Origin of the sequence: Microbacterium album, from assembly GCF_014643695.1 — a bacterium.
In the GTDB taxonomy this organism is placed as follows: Bacteria; Actinomycetota; Actinomycetes; order Actinomycetales; family Microbacteriaceae; genus Microbacterium; species Microbacterium album.
The window spans coordinates 1-20,258 of the sequence record NZ_BMJY01000020.1; the positions used below are offsets into that span (position 1 = coordinate 1).

The window sequence follows — 20,258 nt, forward strand, 5'->3', positions numbered from 1 at the left end:
ACCGACACCATCCTCGAACTCAGCGCCTAACCCAGCACCGAAGGATCACGAAGCGGCTACACCACTACCGGGGACTTGACCCCATGCAGCACTCCTATAACGTGGTGGGCTGCTGAGAATACCTGCCGCGATGGGTGATCACAAGAAGGTCCGTTCTGAGTTGCATCCATGCATGCATCAAACATAGTTGTTCCTTGCGGCCAAGCTGCGTAAAAAGGCAGGTCAATAGCCTCTGTGCGCAACTTAGAAGGTTAGCTAGTGAACAAATCCTTGACGGCCCGGCACGGCTGAGAATCCATGAAAGCAACCGATTCGGGATGTCTCACGCACTTTCTGGCACAAAGCCGGGCAAAGAGGCCGTCTTCATGCAGAGGTGCACGAGCCATCCATGGCAACCATGCCCTTGCCCGTCCGCGAGTGCGCACCGTTCCATTCGGCGGCAACGTAGCGAGTCCCGCTCCGAGAGGTGAGCGGGGGCTCGGTCAATGATGGGCGGCGGCCAGGTGACCGCCCGAACTGGAGCGGCGCGGAGGCAGGTACGAGCGACCATCGATCCCAGAGACTGGCGGGCTCGGTCTAGCCGAGCGACCGATAGGAGATCGGCGTCGCTGTCTCGGCGGGCGGCAAGCGCACCTAACAGACCGCGATGTTCGGCTGAGTCGGGCCTGCCGGTCCGGCTGTTGTCACCAGTTCGGAGGTTGGCTTCTGCCGAATCTACCGAGTTGGCACCAGCGTCATTCTGGGCGCCATGCCCCCGGTGGGGTGGTCAATCCGCATGACGCGACGTACCGTCAGCGCGGCCTAGCAACGTCGGCAGCGGCCTGCTGCGATCCGCGCGTATGCCACGGTGCACTGCCGATGTGGTGTTCTTCCTGCCCTTGTCCAGGTCCCTCCGCTGTCATGCCGCTCATACTTCGTCTTGAGCGGCTGGCCGCCCACCGCGAATAGAGCAGCCAATGGACTGAGGGCCGCGGGTCATCGCAGAACGTCAAATCACGATCCGCACGCTGGCGACGCTGCTGCGCCCGGACGGGGGCCGCGCGGAGTTCTTCGGACGGGACGTCGCGAGCGAGCCACACGCCGTGCGGCAGATCATCGGCTCACGGGGCAGTTCGTCTCGGTCGACGAGACGCTGTCGGCGACCGAGAACCTCATGATCTTCGCGCGGCTGCTCCGGCTGTCCCGCTCGGAGGCCAGGCGCAAAGCCTCCGAGCTGCTGGAGGCATTCTGGCTTACGGCGGCCGCGTCCCGTCCGATCGCGAAGTTCAGCGGCGGCATGCGTCGCTGGCTCGACCTCGCCGCCTCCCGGGGCCGATCGGGACGGTTTTCCACAGAGATCGCCCGGGAGCCCGAATCGGGCCGTCGGCCCCCCTGCGCACCGGTAGCGTGGACTCATCCGCGGCCGGTCGTCGTCGCTCCGCGGTGCGGCGACGGGCCCGAGCCGTGCGCGCGGAGGGATGTCGACATGACGGGACCGATCACGACGCATGAAGCGGTGCCGCGCATCGCGCGCCCGCAACTGCCGCGTCATGCCCTCCTGCGACGCCTCGCGGAGACCGAGGCGGTGGCGATCCTGCACGGGTCGGCGGGCGCCGGGAAGACGACTCTGCTGGTCCAGTGGGCCGGCACGCTGCCGGACCCTGTCGCATGGCATGAGCCCGGCGACGACGGCGATCTCCCCTTCGACGTGATCGAGGAGCAGGCCGCGACCGGCGCGGTGCTGCTCGTCGACAGGGCGGAGCGGCTCTCGGAGGACGCGATCGGCCGTCTCGGCCGGCTCGTCGACTCCCACCGCAGGGTGCGGGTGGCGCTCGCGACGCGCAGTGCGCGCACCGCGCGGCACATGGCGGAGGCGTGCGACGCGCCGGTGACGTGCATCGGCCCGGACGAGCTGCGGGTGACGTCCGAGGAGCTCGCGGAGGCCGCGCCGGACATGCCCGCGGCGCAGCGGGACGCGCTCCTGGCCGACTCCGAGGGCTCCGTCACGGCCGTCCGCGCCGCCCTCGACGACGGCGGCGATGTCGCGAGGGCCCGGCTGCGGCGGCGCCTGCTCGACGAGCTCGCCCAGCGGCCCGAGCTCCGGGATGCCGTCCTGGCGATGACGCTTCTCGAGCGTGTGGACCCGGACGTCCTCGCAGCGTGGGGCATGCCCTGGGCCGCGGCGATGGAGGCGGAGGACGCGGGGCTCGCCACCTCCGATGGCGACACGGTCGGGCTCACCCCGCTCGTGCGGGGCCTGCTCGCGCCCGACGCCGAGATGGCGCTGCCCGCGGCGCACCGGCGACGCCTCCTCACGGACGCGGTGCACGCGTCGCTCATCCGGACGCAGCCGCTCGCCGCTCTGCGCGTGGCGCTGGGGCTGCGGGATTTCGAGCTCGCCACGGCCGTGGCCTTCGCGAACTGGGTGGACCTGCTCGAGCAGCTGCATGACACGTACGCGGTGTTCGCGGAGGTTCCGGGCTCCGACCTGCGCGGATACCCGGCTCTCATCGTCATGCGGGCGCTGCTGTCGAACATGATGCCGAGCACGCGGCTGCGAGCGCTGCAGCTGCTCGCCTCCGAGTCGGTGTTCCAGCGGGTGCAGCCCAGTCGCGGATCGCACCGCGATCGCGTCATGTACCGCGCGTTCGAGGCCTGCGCGTTGCGCGTCACGCCTCTGGCCGACCACGCGCTGCCACTCCTGCGGCGCGCGATCGACGACTACACGGCGCTGGCGCCTGCGGACATGGAGTCGCTCGGCCGCCTCGGTCCCATGCTGTACGTCCACCTCGGCATCAGCGCGATGTACCTCGGCGACGAGGGGTTGGCGCAGTGGTGCTTCGAGATCGGCTACGCCAAGCACCGCGAGGCGGGGCGCGCGGATGTCGTGGACCCGCTCTCGATGCGCGCGGGACTCGCCGCGTGGCAGGGCGACCTGCCCGCTGCGCGCCAGTTGCTGGCGGAGGCGGACGCGGCCGAGTGGCCGCCGGGGTGGCGCGCGTCCAGCCCGGCGGACTTCTTCCACCTCGGGATGGCGATCGTCGCGGTCGAGGACGGTGATCCCGATGCCGCCCAGGCGTGGCTCGAGGAGGCGGGGCGCGTGGCCGAGATCGTCGAGCACTGGCCGATGTTCGCGATCGTGCAGGCCAGGCGCGACATCGCCGCGAGCGACGCCGCGACGGGGCTGATGCGCTTGCGCGCGCTGCGGAGCCGCCGCGGTCAGGCTCCCACCACGAGCGGGGCCCGCAGCCTGCTCGACATCGCCGAGGCGGATCTGCGCCTCGCCCTGGGCGACCTGGCGCACGCGCGCCGCCTGGCTGCGCGCGGGGCGCGGCATCGCGCGGCCGGGGTCCTGGCGCTGGCGCGGGTGGAGTTCGCGCTGGGGCGCGAGGCGGAGGCCATGGCGAGGGTCGGGTCGGTCCTCGCGACGCCGGATCTCCACCCGCGCGGGCGCCTGGAGGCCGAACTGCTCGCTGCGGCGATCGCGTTGCGCACGGGGCGCGCCGACGACGCCGACCTCATCCTCCTCCGCGTCGCCGGGTTGCTGCGGGAGACGGGCCTGCGCGCCCCGCTCATGTTCGTCAGCAGCCGCGACCGTCTGGCGATGGCGGAACGAATGGAGCGTGCGGGCGTGGTGGAGGCCGCGGTGCTCCGAGAGCCCCGCCCCTCGGTCCTGCCCGACGACGCGCCCGAGTCGCTCAGCCCGCGCGAGCTCGCGGTGCTGCGCGCACTCACCGAGGCGGGGTCGGTCGACGAGGTGGCGGCGCGGCTGTATGTCTCCCGCAACACCGTGAAATCGCAGCTGCGGTCGCTGTACCGCAAGCTGGGCGTGGGCTCCCGCACCGAGGCGCTGAGCCGCGCGACCGCTCTCGGTCTGCTCGAGGGCGAGGAAGCCGGCGAGGGCGACGACGACTGACCGTGGCGGTGGAGCCCAGGCATCCACAGGCGCAGCGACATTCGAACAAATGTCCGAGGCTCGTGACATGCTGGAGGCATGTCCAGGCAGTCGTTCGCGGAGCGGTGGGAACTCGACCCCCACCGGCGGGCGGCGCTGTCGGCCGTCGTGGAGGGCGTTGCGACGGCGGATCGGATGATCGCCCAGCTGGAGGCCGCGAAGGCGCACCTTCTCGCCGGCGCCCAGGACCTCGCCCTGCAGATCATGGCGGAGCTCGGCGGCCCGTCGAGCTACCAGCTGCCGCTGCGCGCGATCGCGGCGGAGATCGCCGCAGCCACAACAGCGTCGGACGCGTCGATCCGGGGCCGCATGGACGAGGCGGCTGTGCTGGTCGACAAGTTCCCTGCCACGCTCGCGACGCTGTCCCAGGGGCGGATCTCCCGGGCGCACGCCTCGGTCGTGGTCCAGGAGGGGCTGCGGCTTGCCGACGCGGCGGCGCGCACGGCGTACGAGCAGCGCCTGCTGGACCGGGCGCCGGGGCTCTCGGCGGCCCAGCTGCGTCCCGTCGCGAAGCACGTCGCCGAGCAGGTCGAGCCCACGACGTTCGTCGAGCGCCACGAGGCGGCGCGTGAACAGCGGCGCGTCTGGGTGGAGGACGTCGGCGACGGCATGAGCGTGTTCAGCGCGCTGGTGGAGTCGACGCTGGCCCACGGCATGCACGATCGAGTGACGCAGCTCGCCCGGACCGTGAAGAGCGCCGCCCGCGCGGCGGCCGGGACGGCGTTCGGCGAGCTCGACGAGGACGACGACGCGCCCCTGCCGACCGACGACCGTACGCTCGCGCAGCTGCGGGCCGACACGTTCGCCGAACTCGTCCTCACCGGCCACCCCGATCCGTCGGCCAGCGCCGGGTCCGTGGGGGACGCCCTCGGCGCGATCCGCGCGACGGTGCAGGTCACGATCCCCGCCGACACCATCGCGGGCGGTTCTCGGCCCGCGGTCCTGGCCGGATACGGCCCGATCGACCCCGAGACCGCCCGTCGGCTCGCGGGCGGGACGCACACGTGGGCCCGGCTCTTCGTGGACGCGGACACCGGGTGCCTCCGCACGGTCGACGCGTACACGCCGACGGCCGAGCAGAAGAGATTCCTCACCGCGCGGGACGAGCACTGCCGCTTCCCCGGCTGCATCCAACCGGCTCGGCGCTGCGACTTCGACCATACGACCGCCTACGCCGACGGCGGGGCCACAGCGGTGACCAACCTGGCCGCGCTCTGCCGTGCCCACCACATGCTCAAACACCATTCGCCGTGGCGGGTGACGCACCGTGCCGGCGGCGTGCTCGAGTGGACCACTCCGACCGGCCGCACCGTCGCCACCGCTCCCGCACCGGTCGTCCGCTTCATGCCGGATCCCGGGACGGAAGGCCAGGCCCCGCGCCCGGGTTGACCTGCGGAGGGGCCGCGGTTACTTGGCCTTGGCGGCGGCCTTCGCCGCGCGCTTGTTCTCGCGCACCTTGGCGAGCGACTCGGGGCTCGTGATGTCGGCCACCGATCGGAACGCGCCCTCCTCGCCGTAGGCGCCCGCGGCCTCGCGCCATCCCGCGCCGTCGAAGCCGCACTGCTTGCCCAGCAGGGCGAGGAAGATGCGAGCCTTCTGATCGCCGAACCCGGGAAGCGCCTTGAGACGCCGCAGCACCTCTGCGCCCGTCGGCTCGCCGCGCGTCCAGATCGCGGCCGCGTCGCCGTCCCACTCGTCGACGATCGTCCGGCACAGCGTCTGCACGCGCCCGGCCATGGAGCCCGGGAACCGGTGCACCGCGGGCGTCTGCCGGAAGACATCGGTGAACGCCTCCGGGTCGTAGTCCGCGATCGTGGCGGCGTCGACGGCACCGACGCGGTCCTCGATCTTCGCGGGCCCGGCGAACGCGGTCTCCATGGCGATCTGCTGATCGAGGAGCATGCCGATCAGCAGCGCCAGCGGGTTGTCGGTCAGCAGCGCGTCCGCGCGTTCGTCACCGGTGATCGTCAGTGCCATGGGTACATCCTCCCACCGCATCCCTCTCGCGACGGAGGCGGCGTGCGAACGCGGTTCGTAAGCTGGGGTGATGACCCGACGGACCGTGCTGGCGGCGACCGCCGCGCTCGCCGCGGCCGGGGGCGCGGTGGCCCTCGCGCCCTCCGCCTTCGCGGATGTCGACGACTTCTCCTACTCCCGCTACGAGGTCGACATGCACCTCGGCACGACGGAGGACGGCCGGGCGCGGCTCGACGTCACGGAGACGTGGGTCGCCGAGTTCCCCGACCACGACCAGAACCGTGGCATCGTGCGCGGCATCCCCACCGACTACCGCGGTGCGCCCACCGAGCCCACCGACGTCAGCGTGACGGACGGCAGCGGCGCCCCGGTCGTGTTCGAGTCCGACGACGAGGAGATCGACGGCATCGACTACCGGGTGCTGTCGATCGACGACGACACGTTCAAGCACGGCACGACCACCTACGTCATCTCGTACACGCTCGAGAACGTCGCGTTCGCGCCCGACCGGGAGGAGGGGACGCCCGACGAGTTGTACTGGGACCTGCTGCCCGGTGGCACCCCGCAGCCCATCGGTGTGGCGACGGCCACCATCACGGTCGATCCGGACGTCGCCGCCCGCTACACGGGTGAGCTGCTCTGCTTCACGGGCGCGCACGGCTCCACGGACCCGTGCGAGGTCACCGAGAGCGGTTCCGGCGGCGGCCTCGTCCTCGAGGCCGAACTCCGCGAGCGGGTCCCCGGCCAGGAGTGGACCGTCGCCGTCCAGTTCGAGCCGGGGACGTTCACGCGGCCCTTCATCGGCAGCGAGACGCCCTTCGCCCGGGCGGTGGGATGGGTGTGGGGCGCTCTCGCCGCGCTCACCACCGGATTCGTGGCCGTGACGGCGAAGCGGCGCTGGCGCCATGCGCCGGGCCGCGGCATCGTCATCGCGCAGTACGAGCCCGAGCCCGACGTCCCGCTCCGGCTCGCCGCGGCGCTGCTGGGCGGATCTGCGACGAAGGCGCGGGTCTTCCCCGCCGAGGTGGTCGCGCTCGCGGTCGCCGGGTCCGTGCGTCTGGTCGTGACGGATCCCGGTGCACGCACGCCGACGTTCGAGGTCGAGCGCGCCGGCGACCCGCCGGCCGGCGAGGGTTCGGTCGCGGAGACGCTGCGCGCGGCGTACGACGCGCTGTTCCCGGGCGGCGAGCGCGTCAACGCGCTCGACCGGCGCGACGAGAAGCTCTACGCGCGGATCCAGCGCCTGGACCGGGTCCGGCTCACGCGCGGATTCCTGGAGAAGCCGGCCGACCGCATCCCCGCGCGGATCGGGCGGTTCTCCGCCCTCGCCGGCGGCGTCGTGGGGGTGGCGCTCCTCGCCGCCTGCGCGATCATCGGTGCGGGCGGCGCGTTTCTCGCCGTCTTCATCGTGACGCTGCTGCACGTCGTCCTGTCGCTCACGTTCGGCGCCGCGCCGAAGCTGCGCACCGAGCGGGGAAGCCGGGCGCTCGAGCACCTTCGGGGCCTGCGTGAGTTCATCGAGCTCGCCGAGGCCGACCGGCTACGGATGCTGCAGTCGGTCGAGGGGGCCGAGCGGATCGACGTGGGCGATGACCGCCAGCTGGTGCGTCTGTACGAGCGGCTGCTGCCCTGGGCCGTGCTGTTCGGTCAGGAGCGCTCGTGGAGCGAGGCGCTCGCCGCGCGCTACGACGCGCTCGGCGCCCCGGCGTGGTGGAGCGACGGCGGCGCCGGCTTCCGCACGGGCGTCTTCGTCGGGGCGATGTCGTCCACCAACGCGACGCTCGCGCCGTCGCGCTTCGCGCCCAGCGGCGGGTCGGCGTCTTCCGGCAGCGGTTTCTCGGGCGGCGGTTTCTCGGGCGGCGGCGGAGGCGGCGGGTTCTCCGGGGGCCGGTGACGCGCGCGTGCGGCGGAGTCCGCACGCGACAGCCGGATCAGGCGCTGCGCGCCTCGCCGGGGAAGGGGCAGCCGGTCGCGGCGTCGCCCTCCGCCTGCTCCGCGCCGCGGACGTCGACGCCGAAGAGCGCCTCGACGGCCGCGAACACCTCGTCCGCGCGGCCCTCGACGGCCAGATCCTGCGCGCGCGTCGTCGGGGCGTGCAGCAGGACGCCCACGAGGTGACGCAGCGCCTGCTCGGTCTGGCGGGCGGTGGCCGCGTCGCTGCGACGCCTCACGCGTGCGATCTCGTCCTCGAGCAGCCCGAACACGTGCTCGCGCAGCGCCACGACGGCCGGCTGCGCACTCTGCTGCCGGCCCACGAGGTGGAAGCGCGCGGCGGCGTCCTTCACCATGGCGCGCGCCGTCTCGGTCGCCTGCAGCTCCTCCAGCGGAGCGTGCAGCCGGATCGTCTCGAGGTCGAGCAGGGTCACGTGGTCGAGTTCCGCGACATCCGGGTCCACGTTGCGGGGCAGGCCCAGGTCGATGACGAACAGGCGGTCGTCCAGACCGCCCTCACGCAGGAGCGCCGCGTCGAGGACCGGGTCCTCGCTCGTGGTGCACGTGATGACCAGGTCGGAAGCGGCGGCGGCCCCCGGGTAGTCCTCGCGAGTGGTCCAGGCGATGCCGTGCTTGGCGGCGAACTTCTGGCCGCGGCCGGACGGCGAGAACACGGTGATGTCCGTCACGCCCCGGTCGCGCAGCGCCGCGAGGGTCGCGGCGGCGTACGCGCCGGTGCCGACGAGCAGGACACGCTGCGTCGTCCAGTCCGCCAGGCGGCTGTCGGCGAGCTCGAGCGCGAGGCGCACGAGCGATCGTCCGGCGCGCCCGAGGGCCGTGGTGTTCTTGACGCCCTTCTGGGTCTCGGTGGCGCGCTGGAACAGCCGCTCGAGTTCGCTCGAGGTCGTTCCCTGCGCGCGCGCCTGCGCGAGCGCGCGACGCACCTGGCCGCCGATCTCGCCCTCGCCGATCACGACCGACTCCAGTCCGGAGGCGACCGCGAAGAGGTGCTCGGCCACCTTGCCGCCGCGCTTTACCTCGTAGGAGCCGGCCAGGTCGTCACGCGCCACACCGGTGGCGGCCTCGATCGCCCCCAGGGCGGCCTGCACGCCCGCGCTGTCGTCGTCGCCGGTTTCGATGTAGGCCTCGAAGCGGTTGCATGTGGCGAGCACGACCGCGCCGCGCACCTCCGGCGCGGTGCGCGCGATCAGCGGGGCGACGGCCTCCGCCGAGGGGCTGCTGAGCTGCTCGAGGAGGTCGAACGGGGCGGTCTTATGACTCGCGGTGACACACAGCAGCACGTCGATATTCTACAGCTCGTCGAAACGCTTCCTGAGTGATCCATGATCCCGGCCGACCCGAATCGCGTGTCGTCGCCGGGCGTGCTCGGCCCGGTCCCCAGTCACGGCGACCCGCAGCGATATCTTTGACCAATGGGTGCAGGGCAACGGCGCGCGGGAGGCGGGTCGGACGGCGGATCGGATCGCCATGCCCCCACCGTGAGAGAGGTCGCGCAGGCAGCCGGGGTGAGCCCGATGACGGTGTCGCGCACACTCGCGGGAGGCCGGAACGTGCGCCCGGAGCTGCAGCAGCGCGTGCTCGACGCCGTCGCGCGGCTGGGGTACCGCCGCAACGAGAACGCGCGCAGCATCCGCCCGGGCCAGCACTCGGGACTCATCGGCGTCGCGATCACGAACATCGGCAATCCGTACTACGGGAACTTCGCGCTGGGCGTTGAGGAGGTCGCCGCCGAGCGCGGGCGGAGGGTGCTGCTCGGCAACACCGGCGAGGACCTGGACCGCGAGCGGCAGCTGGTGTCCGACTTCGTCGGCCGGCAGGTCGAGGGACTGATCGTCGTGCCGTCCGGGCCCTCGGGGGAGCACCTCCGGGCCGAAGCGCTCGGAGGCCTGCCCGTCGTCCTCGCCTCCCGCCAGGTCGGGGGCATCGATGCGGACGCGGTGCTGCTCGACGATGTCGAGGGGGCGCGGCAGGCGACCGAGAGACTGGTCGCGCTCGGGCACGAGCGGATCGCATTCCTCGGGAACAACGTGTCGATGTTCACGGCCGGCCGCCGCTACGAGGGGTTCCGGCGCGCGCTGGAGGCCGCCGGGATCGCCGAGGATCCCGCGCTGGCCTCCGCGGGCCAGCAGGACCTGGAAGCGGCGCGCGCCGCGATGACCCGGCTGCTCGATCTCGCGGAGCCCCCGACGGCCGTGTTCGCCGCCAACAACCGGAACACCATCGGCGCCCTGCAGGTCATCGCCCGCCGGCTCGCCGACGGGCGGCTGGCCGAGGCCCCGGCGCTCGCGAGCTTCGACGACGTGGAGCTCATCGAGTTCGTGCCGGCGCCGACCGTGGTGGTGTCCCACGACGCGCGCGAGCTCGGCGGCATCGCGGCGCGGATGCTGTTCGAACGGCTCGACGGGTTCGACGGCCCGCCGCGCTTCGTCGAGCTGCCCGTGTCCGTGCAGGCCTGAAACCGTGCCCCGGCGCTGCGGCTTGCGCTCGATGCCGAAGCTGGTATCGTTACCAACAGCCAAGGACGGAGAACGAGACATGCCGACGCTCAGCGTTGATTTCGGCGGGACCGCCATCAAGGTCGGCGTGGTCGCCGATGGCGAGCTGTCGGGCACGACGGAGTTCGTCAGCACCTCGACTCCGCGAGACCTCGAACGGACCGAGCACGAGGCCCGTGCGCTGATCGGAGACGGAGCGATCGCCGGCGTCGGCATCGCGGTGCCCGGCATCGTCGACCGCCGACGCGGCACCCTCGCCGCCGCGCACGGCAAGCAGGGTTACCTGCACGGCCGGGATCTGCGGTCGTGGGCCCGTGAGCGGTTCGGGGTCCCGGCCGAGATCGAGAACGACGGCCGCGCCGCGCTCCTCGGCGAGGTCACTTACGGCGTCGCCCGAGGCGAGACCGACGTGGTCTCCCTCTCGCTCGGCACGGGTATCGGCACCGCGGCGCTGATCGGAGGGCGTCTCCTGCGCGGAGCGCACGATCATGCGGGTGTGCTCGGCGGTCACCTGACCACGGACCTCTTCGGCGAGCGCTGCAACTGCGGCAACCTCGGCTGCGGCGAGACCGTCGGCGGCTCCTGGGCCCTTCCGGGCCGGATCCGACGCCGGCTGGCCGTGGCCCCGGATGCCGCGTGGGAGGCGCGGATCGAAACCGCCGACTACCGGCTGGTGTTCGAGCGCGCGGCCGACGGAGACCCGTTCGCGATCGCGCTGCGAGACGAGGCGCTGCTCGCCTGGGGAGCCACGGCGACGAATCTGTGCCACGCGTACGACCCCGACGTCCTCGTGCTCGCCGGAGGGGTCCTGCGCGCCGGCGCGCTCGTGCCCGAAGCCATCGAGAGGCACCAGGCCGCGTTCATGTGGTCGTCCGCCCATCGCCCGCGCGTCGTCGTCGCCGCGCGTCCCGAGTTCTCCGTGCTCCTCGGCCTCGCCGTGCTCGCCCGAGAGGCGGCCGAGACCCGAGGGCACGGCGGAGCCGACACGACCCCCACCCAGTCCCCCACGGAGGCCACTGCATGAACGCTCAGCGCAATTCGGAGCCCTCGAGGATGTTCCCCGGCAACTACGAGCTGCAGCCGACCATCCGACTCGGGGGCGACCGCCGCATCCTGGAGGCGGGGGAGGCGCTCGCCCGTGCTCGCGCCATCGCCGAGGAGCGGGCCCCCGGCCGCCCCCTCGTCGTCGTCGACGCCTACCCGGGCGTCGATCTGCAGGCCTGGAAAGCCGCGCTCGCCGAGGCATATCCCGATGCCGCGCTCATCGACGTCGAGCAGCGCGCCGCGCTCGACACCGACGAGCTCCAGGAACTGTTCCGACAGAACCTCACCGACGACCGCGTGTTCGGCGTCATGAGCCATCACCGCATCGAGGCCGTGTACGACGAGGGGAAGCTGTCCGCACTCCGTGACGAGGTCGGAGCGCGGCAGGGTCCCGTCGTCCTCCTCGGATGGGGAGCCGCGCTCGTCGCCTCAGACGACGCCGCGATCGTGTCGATCGAGCTCGCGCGCTGGGAGATCACCCTCCGTTACCGAGCGGGGCTCGGCAACTGGCGCACGGACAACGGGGATGAGGACGTCCTCCGCAAGATCAAGCGCGGCTTCTTCGTGGAGTGGCGCATCGCCGACCGTCACAAGCAGGACACGCTCTACCCGCGCGCCGATCTCGTCATCGACGGCAACCGTGCCCCCGCCGACGCGCTCGCGATCACGGCGGAGGCCTTTCGCGCGGGCATGGAGGCGGCGGTCTCCTCGCCCTTCCGCGTGGTGCCCTACTTCGATCCCGGGGTCTGGGGCGGGCAGTGGATGCGTGAGGCGCTGGGGCTGCCCGAGGGGCCCGAGAACTATGCGTGGGCGTTCGACTGCGTTCCGGAGGAGAACAGCATTCTCCTGTCCGACGGCGAGCGCGTGCTGGAGCTGCCGGCGATCGACGTCGTGCTCACGCGCCCCCGGGAGCTGCTCGGCGCGCGGACGCACGCGCGCTTCGGCCCGGAGTTCCCCATTCGTTTCGACTTCCTCGACACCATGGGCGGGGGCAACCTCTCCCTGCAGGTCCACCCGCTCACGGGCTACATCCAGGACCGCTTCGGCATGCCGTACACCCAGGACGAGAGCTATTACCTGCTCGACGCCGACGAGGACGCGACGGTGTACCTGGGGCTGAAGACCGGGGCCGACCCGCGGGCGTTCGCGGCGGCCCTCGAGGAGGCGCAGGCGGGCGGTGCACCCTTCCCCGCGGAGGAGTTCGTCAACATCCTGCCGGCCCGCAAGCACGACCACTTCTCGATTCCGGCCGGAACCGTTCACTGCTCGGGCGCCAACTCGCTCGTGCTGGAGATCTCGGCCACCCCGTACATCTTCACGTTCAAGCTGTGGGACTGGGGGCGGCTCGGGCTCGACGGGCTGCCGCGGCCGGTCCACCTCGAGCACGGGCTGCGCAACATCCAGTGGGATCGCGATACCGAGTGGATCGCCCAGCTCTCCGGCGTCGAGCCGATCGCCTCGGGCGACGGCTGGACGGAGGAGCGCACCGGCCTGCACGAGCTCGAGTTCATCGAGGTGCGCCGCCACTGGTTCACCGGACGCACGCCGCACCACACGCACGGCACCGTCAACGTGCTCAACCTCGTGGAAGGGGACGAGGTCGTCGTCTCCAGCCCCTCGGGCTCGTTCGACGACTTCGTCGTCCACTACGCGGAGACGTTCATCGTCCCCGCTGCCGTCGGCGCCTATGACATCACCCCGGCTCCCGGCGCCTCCGCCACGCGCTTCGCCACCGTGAAGGCGTACGTGCGCGGGACGGCGACCAGCGAGGCTCCCTGACCCCCGAAATCGATCAAAGGAGATCCCATGTCACGCAAGACCACAGCCCGTCGTCGGCCCCGGTGGCCGGCCGTGGCGACCGCGCTGGTCGCCGCCGGTGCGCTTCTGGCCGCATGCAGCGGCGGGCCGTCGGATGAGACCGGCGCTTCGCCCGGAGCGGTGACCCTCAACGGCGACCGCGCCGACTTCCTTCCGGCGTACGAGGCGGCATCGCAGGCGCTGGAAGCGGCGGGCGCCCAGGGGATCGAGGCGCGCAACGTCCCCTCGACCGAGAACTATCAGCAGGTCATCCGCTCCTCGCTGCAGACCAACTCGACCACCGACATCGTCAAGTGGTGGAGCGGCTACCGCCTCCAGGACCTCGCGCGTGCGGGCGGCCTCGCCGACCTCACGGACGTGTGGGATGAGGCGGTCGAGAAGGGCTGGCTGAATCCCGACACGGCTCCGAGCTTCAGCTACGACGGCACCGTGTACGGGCTGCCGATGTACAAGTCCTACTGGGTCGTGTACTACAACAAGCACGTGTTCGAGGATCTCGGTCTCCAGCCTCCGACCACGTGGGACGAGTTCGTCTCCAACAACGAGGCGATCCGCGACGCCGGTATCACGCCGCTGTTCGCGACGCAGGAGGCCGGCTGGACGTCCTTCATCTGGTTCGGCGAGATCCTCTCGCGGCTGGACCCGCAGTTCTACATCGACCTGATGAACGGCGACGCGTCGTACACGGACGAGCCCGCCCAGGAGGCGCTGAGGATCTGGTCCGAACTGTACGAGGCCGACTTCTTCACCGCTCCGGACGTGGCCTGGGACAACGAGCCGGCGCTGTTCCAGCAGGGCACGGTCGCCCAGGTGCCCATGGGCACGTGGCGGAACGGCATCTTCGCTCAGAACGGGATGACGGAAGACGACTACGGCGCCTACCTGCTGCCGATGATCGAGGACGGCGCCCCGCAGTCCGTCATCACCGAGTCCGGGGTGCTCGCGGTCGCCGAGAACGCCCCGAACCGCGACGCGGCGATCGAGACGATGGCCGAGTGGCTGAACCCGTCCGTGCAGCAGGTGTGGGTGGATTCCATCAAGGACACCTCCGCCAACCCGCAGGTCGTCACCGACGACGCGATCCTGGCCTCCGTCACCGAGCAGGTCAACGCCTCCACGCCGATCGAGCTCGAGCGGTACTGGGAGGCCAGCCCGCCGAAGCTGATCGAGACCGCCGTGCAGCACTTCGCGACGTTCATGGTCAACCCGAGCGAGGGCAACATCATGCCGACGCTCGAGAAGCTCCAGCAACTCGCCGAGACCGAGTGGGCCGCCTGGGAGGCCACCCGCTGATGGTCTCGACCGTCGACACGGCGCACGGGCGACCGGGCACCTCCCGGCCGCCCGTGCGCCGTCGTCCTCTCGAAGCCGTCGCCCCCGCGGCGTTCCTGCTCCCCGCCGTCGCGCTCGTCGGGGCCCTGCTGCTCGTACCGTTCGCGGTGACGTTCGCGCAGAGCTTCACGAACGACAACGGCTACATGTCGTCGTTCGTGTGGTTCGAGAACTACGCGGCACTCGTGCGCGACCCGAACTTCGTTCAGGCGATCATCAACACCGTCATGTGGACGGTGGGCACGCTCGTGCTCCCGGTCGGGCTCGGTCTCGCGATCGCCATGATGACCAACGGTCTGAAGGGTGGCCGCTGGCTGCGCATCGCCTTCATCCTTCCGTTCGCCCTGTCCGGAACCGCCACGGCCGTGATCTGGGGGTTCGTCCTCCGCTCCGACGGTGCGCTGAACCAGGCGATCGCGTTCTTCGGCGGCGAGCCGTCGCGCGCGGGCTTCCTCCTGGAGTGGCCCACGAACACGATCGTCATGATCCTCGCCAACACGTGGCAGGCGGTCGGTGTCGCGGTCATCCTGTTCCTGGTGGGCCTGCAGTCGGTCCCGCCCGAGACGGTCGAGGCCGGCACGCTCGACGGGGCCCGTGGATTCCGGCTGTTCCGCTCGATCGTCTTCCCGCAGCTGCACGCGGTGACCGTCGTCGTCATCGGTATGTCGCTCGCCAACAGCCTGCGCGTCTTCGACCTCATATGGCTGCTCACGAAGGGCGGCCCGGGCGGCTCGTCCGAGACGCTCGCGGTCACGATGTACCGGGAGTCCTTCATCCTCACCGACTACGGGTACGGCGCGAGTGTCGCGGTCGTCCTGGCCGTGATCGTCGTCCTCAGTTCGTGGGCGTACCTGCGCCGTCAGATGCCGAAGGAGGCGTGACATGGCCGGCCGGATCATCCGCTATCTCGTCCTCGGCGCGCTGGCCGTGCTGTGGCTCATCCCGCTGTACCTGCTCGTCGTGAACGCCTTCACGCCGTCGGCGGAGTACAGCGGTCAGCCCACGTGGGTCCCCAACGGGTTCGGGTTCTTCGACAACCTCAGCATCGCGTGGACGTCCTCGGGCCTGGGCGCCGGGGTCCTGAACAGCCTCGTGTACGCGACGGTGTCCGCCGGCGCCGCCGTGCTCGCCGCCGCGGCAGCAGGCTTCGCCGTCGTCGTGATGCGCACCCGCTTCCGGACGCTGTGGTTCTGGGTGATCTACATGGGTACGCTGCTGCCGCTGCAGATCTTCCTCATCCCGCTGTTCCGGGGATACGTGGCGCTCGACATCTACGACACGCATCTCGGGCTCATCCTCATCTACGCGGCGATCTGCGTACCGTTCGCCTTCTTCATCATGCGCAACTTCCTGACCACGCTCCCGAAGGAGGTGTCCGAGGCCGCTCAGCTGGACGGGGCGGGCTGGTGGCGGCTGTTCACCCGCATCCACCTTCCGCTGTCGAAATCGGCGCTGTTCGCGGCGTTCATCTTCCAGTTCACCTGGGTGTGGAACGACCTCCTGTTCGGCATCACCCTGACCGCGACGCCGACCGCGAGACCGGTGATGGCCGCGCTGGCGGAGGTGAGCAACGGATTCTCGAGCCTCGGTCCGCCGGTCGTGCTCGCCGCGGCGATCGCGGTGTCGCTGCCGACGATCGTGCTGTTCCTCGCGTGCCAGCGGTTCTTCGTGTCGAGCCTGAGGCCGCTCGGATGACCACCCCGCTCGGACCGGCGCCGGGACTGCCGGACGCTCGCGTCCGCTGGTTGCGCGCGGAGGAGCAGCGGCTGCTTGACTGGGGTGCGCGGGCGGTGGACGATCTCGGGTTCGGCTATCTGGACTCGACGGGCCGGATCGACGAGACCGCGGGCCATCCGCTTCTGGTGACGGCCCGCATGACGTACGTGTTCGCCATCGCAGCCCGGCGGGGCCGTTCCGACGCAGCCGGCCTGCGCGACCACGGCGTCCGTGCGCTGCTCGACCGCTTTCCCGATCGGGAGCACGGCGGCTGGGTATCCCAGCTCGAACGACCGCTGGGTCGCAAGTCGGGTTACGACCACGCCTTCGTTCTGTTGGCGGCCGCGGCGGTACGCGACGCAGGGACGGAGGGAGCGGCGCTGTTCGACGCCGCAGCCGCCATCGTGCAGGAGCGGTTCTGGCGAGCCGACGAAGGCGCGATCGCCGACTCCTTCGCCGCGGACTGGTCCGATCCCGAGCCCTACCGGGGCGCGAACGCGAACATGCACCTGGTGGAGGCGTTCCTCGCGGCGTGGGCCGCCACCGCCGACGCGGACTGGCTCCGCAAGGCCGGCCGGATCGCCGAGCGACTGATCCACGGCGCCGCGCGCTCGCACGGCTGGCGGATCCCGGAGCACTTCGATGAGCACTGGAGGCCGCTTCTCCGCTACAACGCCGACCGTCCGGAGGATCAGTTCCGTCCGTATGGCTATCTCGTGGGGCATTCCTTCGAGTGGGCGCGGCTGCTGGTGCAGCTGTCGGACGCGTTCTCCTCGTGTGGCCGGGAATCGCCCCGGTGGCTCGGGGACGCGGCGACCGCGCTGTGGGAGCGGGCGCTCGAGGTGGGCTGGTCGCCGGACAGCCGGGCCGGCTTCGTCTACTCGCTCGACTGGGAGGACCGGGTCGTCGTCGACGCGCGCCTGCACTGGGTCGTCAGTGAGGCCGCCGGAGCCGCAGCCGCGCTGGCGCGGCGCGGCGTTCCGGGAGCGGCGGTGTGGGGCGAGCGGATCTGGGCGGACATCGAATCGCGCTTCGCGGACCCGGCCGGATCGTGGCATCACGAGCTCGACGCCGCGGGCCGCCCGTCGGCGCGGGTCTGGCCGGGGAAACCCGACCTCTACCATGCGTACCAGGCGGTGGTGTCCGCGCAGGGCGAAGCCTGACGGCGCGGAGCGGAACCTCTGGGGACGGCGCCCGGGCCGGGGACGGCAGGCCCCCGGGAATCGCGCAGGCGCCGGCGGAGGACAATAGGGGGCATGGCTCTTTCTCACGCCCCCCTGCTGCGGGCCCTGCGCGGCGACCGGCCCGAGACGACTCCCGTCTGGTTCATGCGGCAGGCCGGACGCTCCCTGCCGGAGTACCGCGAGCTCCGCGTCGGCACGCGGATGCTCGACGCGTGCCTGACTCCCGACCTGGCCGCCGAGATCACGCTGCAGCCGGTGCGCCGTCACGGGGTCGATGCGGGCATCTTCTTCAGCGACATCGTCGTGCCGCTGCGGCTCGCGGGCGTGGAGGTCGAGATCGAGCCCGGGCGTGGCCCCGTGTTCGCGGACCCGGTGAGGGACGCGTCGGATGTCGCGCGCGTGGTCGCGACCGACCCGGCGGAGGTGGCGGCCGCCGCGGGACCCGTGCGCGAGGCCGTCGCGGCGGTGGTCGCCGAGCTCGACGCCACCGGGACCCCGCTCATCGGCTTCGCGGGCGCTCCGTTCACGCTCGCGGCCTACCTCGTCGAGGGAGGCCCCTCGAAGGAGCACCTCCGCGCCCGCGCGATGATGCAGGCCGATCCGGAGTCCTGGCATCGCCTGGCGGGGTGGCTCTCGCGCGTCTCGCGCGCGTTCCTCGAGGCCCAGATCGGGGCCGGGGCCGCGGCGGTCCAGCTGTTCGACTCCTGGGCGGGGTCGCTCGCCCCCGACGTCTTCCGCGCCTTCGTGGCACCCCACTCGAAAGCCGCGGTCGCGGACCTGCCGGTGCCGGTCATCCACTTCGGGGTCGGCACGGGCCCGTTCCTCGCCGACATGCGGCTCGACGGCGTCGCGGCGGCCGTGGGGGTCGACTGGCGCCTGCCGCTCGACGAGGCCGCCGCACTGCTCGGCCCCGAGACGACGGTGCAGGGCAACATCGACCCGGCGCTGCTCGGGGCGCCGTGGCCCGTGCTCGAGGCCCATGTGCGGGACGTCCTGCGTCGGGGAGGCGCCGCGCGCGCACACGTGCTCAACCTCGGCCACGGCGTGCCGCCCGAGACGGATCCCGCTGTGCTGACCCGCATCGTCGAGCTGGCGCACGGTCTGTGATGGACCTCGGGCACCTGTACGAGCAGGCGAGCGCCACGCACGTCGTCGTGATCGGCGGCGGCATCGCGGGGCTCGTCGCGGCACGCGAGTGCGCCAAGGTCGGGATGCGCGTGACCGTGCTCGAGGCGGGTGAGGAGCCGGGAGGCGCGATCCGCACGGGCGAGATCGCGGGCATCCGGCTCGACCTGGGTGCGGAGAGCTTCGCCACGCGCGGCGGGCACGTGCGGCGGCTCGTCGACGAGCTCGGCCTGGGCGACGCGGTCGTGACGCCGGGCGCGGGCGGGGCCTGGGTCGCGGGTCTTCCGGGACGCGGCGAGGGCGGCGGTTCGGCGGCGGCTCCGCTGCCGCGCGGAGGCATCCTCGGCATCCCCGCCAACCCCTTCGCCGAGGACGTGCGGCGCGTCATCGGCTGGCGGGGCGCATGGCGCGCCTACCTCGATCGCGTCCGGCCGCCGCTCACGATCGGCCACGAGCACAGCCTCGGCCGGCTCGTGCGCTCACGCCTCGGCGAGGCCGTGCTCGAGCGCCTCGTCGCTCCCGTCACGACGGGCGTCTACTCCGCGCGTCCCGACGACATCGACACCGACATCGCGGCGCCCGGCCTCAACGCGGCGCTCACGCGCGCGGGCTCGCTCACGGGAGCCGTCGTGGAGCTGGCCGCCGCCCGCCGGGGGGCGCCCGGCACGGCCGTCGAGGGCATCGACGGCGGCATGGGCCGGCTGGTCGATGCCCTGGCGGCCGACCTGTCCGAGCGCGGCGTGGTGCTGCGCACCGGCACGCGCGTCACCGGGCTGCGCCGGGAGGGCGAGGCATGGGTCGTCGAGCTCGACGCCGACGGCGCCGACGGCTCCGAGGTCGCCGAGCGGCCCGCGGCGGCCGAGGGTATCCCGGCGTCCGCGGACGCCCCGGCGCCGGAAGGTGCCCCGGTCTCCGGGGAGGACCCGGCGGACGGCGACGGCGCGCGCGCGGACACGGCCGACGTCGTCATCGTCGCGACCGACGAGGGCACGGCCCGCGGTCTGCTGGCGGCCCACGTGCCCGGGCTCGACGAGCGCCCCGCCCGCCCGGGGCCGGTCGTGCACGTCGTCACACTGGTGCTTCAGGCGCCCGCGCTCGACGCGGCCCCGCGCGGCACCGGCGTGCTCACGGTTCCGGGCTCGCACCGCGCGAAGGCGCTGACCCACGCCACCGCGAAGTGGGAGTGGCTGCGGCGGGATGCGCAGGGGCGGCACGTCGTGCGGGTGTCGTTCGGCGCGCAGGGCGAGGAGCCCGCCACCGAGGGGCTCGACGAGCCCGACGCGACCCGGCTCGCGCTGACGGAGGCGTCGGCGCTGCTGGGGGTGCCCCTCACCCCCGAGCAGCTCGTGGGGTGCCGGATCGAGCGGTTCACCCAGTCCCAGCCCGCCGCGACGATCGGACTGCGCGAGGAGACCCGGCGGGTGCGCGAGCGCATCCGAGCCGTGCCCGCCCTCGGCGTCGTGGGGGCGTGGCTTGCGGGCACGGGCCTGGCGCAGGTCGTACCCGACGCCGTCGAGGAGGCGGACCGGGTGCGCCGCGCGGCGCTGTGGTCCGATCCCGAGGCGCCCGGCTCCGATCCCGCGCCGTAGCGTGTCCGGCGGCCCGCCGCAAGACGGATGCCGAAGTCGGAATGCGCGGATACTCTGGACCCGGTGCAGTACCCGCAAACGACGTGAGGAG

General features: G+C 72.2%; 14 protein-coding genes and 1 pseudogene. 13 read left to right on the forward strand and 2 right to left on the reverse strand.

Annotated elements, in window-relative coordinates; genetic code table 11:
• Positions 1-995: 995 nt before the first annotated feature.
• The 3 genes and pseudogenes from IEX37_RS16025 to IEX37_RS14465 all read left to right on the forward strand — a co-directional run.
• Positions 996-1,306, forward strand: a pseudogene (locus tag IEX37_RS16025) (ATP-binding cassette domain-containing protein); the annotation flags it as partial.
• A gap of 159 nt (positions 1,307-1,465) precedes the next feature.
• Positions 1,466-3,895 (forward strand): helix-turn-helix transcriptional regulator, encoded by a 2,430-nt coding sequence (locus IEX37_RS14460; protein WP_188757065.1) that lies wholly within the window; start codon positions 1,466-1,468, stop codon positions 3,893-3,895.
• A 78-nt stretch (positions 3,896-3,973) separates the two neighbouring features.
• Entirely contained in the window at positions 3,974-5,323 is a 1,350-nt protein-coding gene (locus IEX37_RS14465) for an HNH endonuclease signature motif containing protein (protein WP_188757066.1), read from the forward strand.
• An 18-nt stretch (positions 5,324-5,341) separates the two neighbouring features.
• Here the strand turns inward: IEX37_RS14465 and IEX37_RS14470 are convergent, their stop codons facing one another.
• Positions 5,342-5,911 carry an HhH-GPD-type base excision DNA repair protein gene (locus IEX37_RS14470; RefSeq protein ID WP_188757068.1) on the reverse strand — a complete coding sequence of 190 codons (570 nt, stop codon included), beginning with the start codon at positions 5,909-5,911 and terminating at the stop codon, positions 5,342-5,344.
• A 70-nt stretch (positions 5,912-5,981) separates the two neighbouring features.
• Here IEX37_RS14470 and IEX37_RS14475 point away from each other — a divergent pair, with 70 nt between their 5' ends.
• A complete protein-coding gene (locus IEX37_RS14475; protein WP_188757070.1) occupies positions 5,982-7,805 on the forward strand; it encodes a DUF2207 domain-containing protein in 1,824 nt (607 codons plus the stop codon).
• A gap of 37 nt (positions 7,806-7,842) precedes the next feature.
• Here the strand turns inward: IEX37_RS14475 and IEX37_RS14480 are convergent, their stop codons facing one another.
• A complete protein-coding gene (locus IEX37_RS14480) occupies positions 7,843-9,144 on the reverse strand; it encodes a glutamyl-tRNA reductase (protein WP_188757072.1) in 1,302 nt (433 codons plus the stop codon).
• A 132-nt stretch (positions 9,145-9,276) separates the two neighbouring features.
• Between IEX37_RS14480 and IEX37_RS14485 the strand changes: the two genes are divergently transcribed.
• The 9 genes from IEX37_RS14485 to IEX37_RS14525 all read left to right on the forward strand — a co-directional run bounded on the left by IEX37_RS14485 (position 9,277) and on the right by IEX37_RS14525 (position 20,167).
• Positions 9,277-10,320 (forward strand): LacI family DNA-binding transcriptional regulator, encoded by a 1,044-nt coding sequence (locus tag IEX37_RS14485; RefSeq protein ID WP_188757074.1) that lies wholly within the window; start codon positions 9,277-9,279, stop codon positions 10,318-10,320.
• 79 nt (positions 10,321-10,399) lie between these two features.
• Complete coding sequence (locus IEX37_RS14490; protein WP_188757076.1) at positions 10,400-11,383, forward strand: ROK family protein; 984 nt, start codon at positions 10,400-10,402, stop codon at positions 11,381-11,383.
• Positions 11,380-13,182, forward strand: coding sequence for a class I mannose-6-phosphate isomerase (locus IEX37_RS14495; RefSeq protein WP_229663298.1), 1,803 nt, complete (start codon positions 11,380-11,382; stop codon positions 13,180-13,182). Before IEX37_RS14490 ends, IEX37_RS14495 begins: the two co-directional genes overlap by 4 nt.
• Positions 13,183-13,209: 27 nt before the next feature.
• Positions 13,210-14,514 carry an ABC transporter substrate-binding protein gene (locus IEX37_RS14500; RefSeq protein WP_188757079.1) on the forward strand — a complete coding sequence of 435 codons (1,305 nt, stop codon included), beginning with the start codon at positions 13,210-13,212 and terminating at the stop codon, positions 14,512-14,514.
• Positions 14,514-15,434 (forward strand): carbohydrate ABC transporter permease, encoded by a 921-nt coding sequence (locus IEX37_RS14505; RefSeq protein ID WP_188757081.1) that lies wholly within the window; start codon positions 14,514-14,516, stop codon positions 15,432-15,434. The genes IEX37_RS14500 and IEX37_RS14505 overlap by 1 nt, the downstream gene beginning before the upstream one ends.
• Before the next feature lies 1 nt (position 15,435).
• Complete coding sequence (locus tag IEX37_RS14510; protein WP_188757083.1) at positions 15,436-16,248, forward strand: carbohydrate ABC transporter permease; 813 nt, start codon at positions 15,436-15,438, stop codon at positions 16,246-16,248.
• Complete coding sequence (locus tag IEX37_RS14515; protein ID WP_188757085.1) at positions 16,245-17,432, forward strand: AGE family epimerase/isomerase; 1,188 nt, start codon at positions 16,245-16,247, stop codon at positions 17,430-17,432. Before IEX37_RS14510 ends, IEX37_RS14515 begins: the two co-directional genes overlap by 4 nt.
• Positions 17,433-17,525: 93 nt before the next feature.
• The gene (gene hemE, locus IEX37_RS14520) at positions 17,526-18,560 is read left to right on the forward strand and encodes a uroporphyrinogen decarboxylase (RefSeq protein ID WP_188757087.1); all 1,035 of its coding nucleotides are present in this window, start codon (positions 17,526-17,528) and stop codon (positions 18,558-18,560) included.
• Positions 18,560-20,167 carry a protoporphyrinogen/coproporphyrinogen oxidase gene (locus IEX37_RS14525; protein WP_188757089.1) on the forward strand — a complete coding sequence of 536 codons (1,608 nt, stop codon included), beginning with the start codon at positions 18,560-18,562 and terminating at the stop codon, positions 20,165-20,167. Before hemE ends, IEX37_RS14525 begins: the two co-directional genes overlap by 1 nt.
• Positions 20,168-20,258: the final 91 nt, after the last annotated feature.

Coding starts and splice junctions, on each gene's coding strand:
- IEX37_RS14460 (WP_188757065.1), top strand. CDS start 1,466: ATGACGGGACCGATCACGACGCATGAAGCGGTGCCGCGCATCGCGCGC.
- IEX37_RS14465 (WP_188757066.1), top strand. CDS start 3,974: ATGTCCAGGCAGTCGTTCGCGGAGCGGTGGGAACTCGACCCCCACCGG.
- IEX37_RS14470 (WP_188757068.1), bottom strand. CDS start 5,911: ATGGCACTGACGATCACCGGTGACGAACGCGCGGACGCGCTGCTGACC.
- IEX37_RS14475 (WP_188757070.1), top strand. CDS start 5,982: ATGACCCGACGGACCGTGCTGGCGGCGACCGCCGCGCTCGCCGCGGCC.
- IEX37_RS14485 (WP_188757074.1), top strand. CDS start 9,277: ATGGGTGCAGGGCAACGGCGCGCGGGAGGCGGGTCGGACGGCGGATCG.
- IEX37_RS14490 (WP_188757076.1), top strand. CDS start 10,400: ATGCCGACGCTCAGCGTTGATTTCGGCGGGACCGCCATCAAGGTCGGC.
- IEX37_RS14495 (WP_229663298.1), top strand. CDS start 11,380: ATGAACGCTCAGCGCAATTCGGAGCCCTCGAGGATGTTCCCCGGCAAC.
- IEX37_RS14500 (WP_188757079.1), top strand. CDS start 13,210: ATGTCACGCAAGACCACAGCCCGTCGTCGGCCCCGGTGGCCGGCCGTG.
- IEX37_RS14505 (WP_188757081.1), top strand. CDS start 14,514: ATGGTCTCGACCGTCGACACGGCGCACGGGCGACCGGGCACCTCCCGG.
- IEX37_RS14510 (WP_188757083.1), top strand. CDS start 15,436: ATGGCCGGCCGGATCATCCGCTATCTCGTCCTCGGCGCGCTGGCCGTG.
- IEX37_RS14515 (WP_188757085.1), top strand. CDS start 16,245: ATGACCACCCCGCTCGGACCGGCGCCGGGACTGCCGGACGCTCGCGTC.
- hemE (WP_188757087.1), top strand. CDS start 17,526: ATGGCTCTTTCTCACGCCCCCCTGCTGCGGGCCCTGCGCGGCGACCGG.
- IEX37_RS14525 (WP_188757089.1), top strand. CDS start 18,560: ATGGACCTCGGGCACCTGTACGAGCAGGCGAGCGCCACGCACGTCGTC.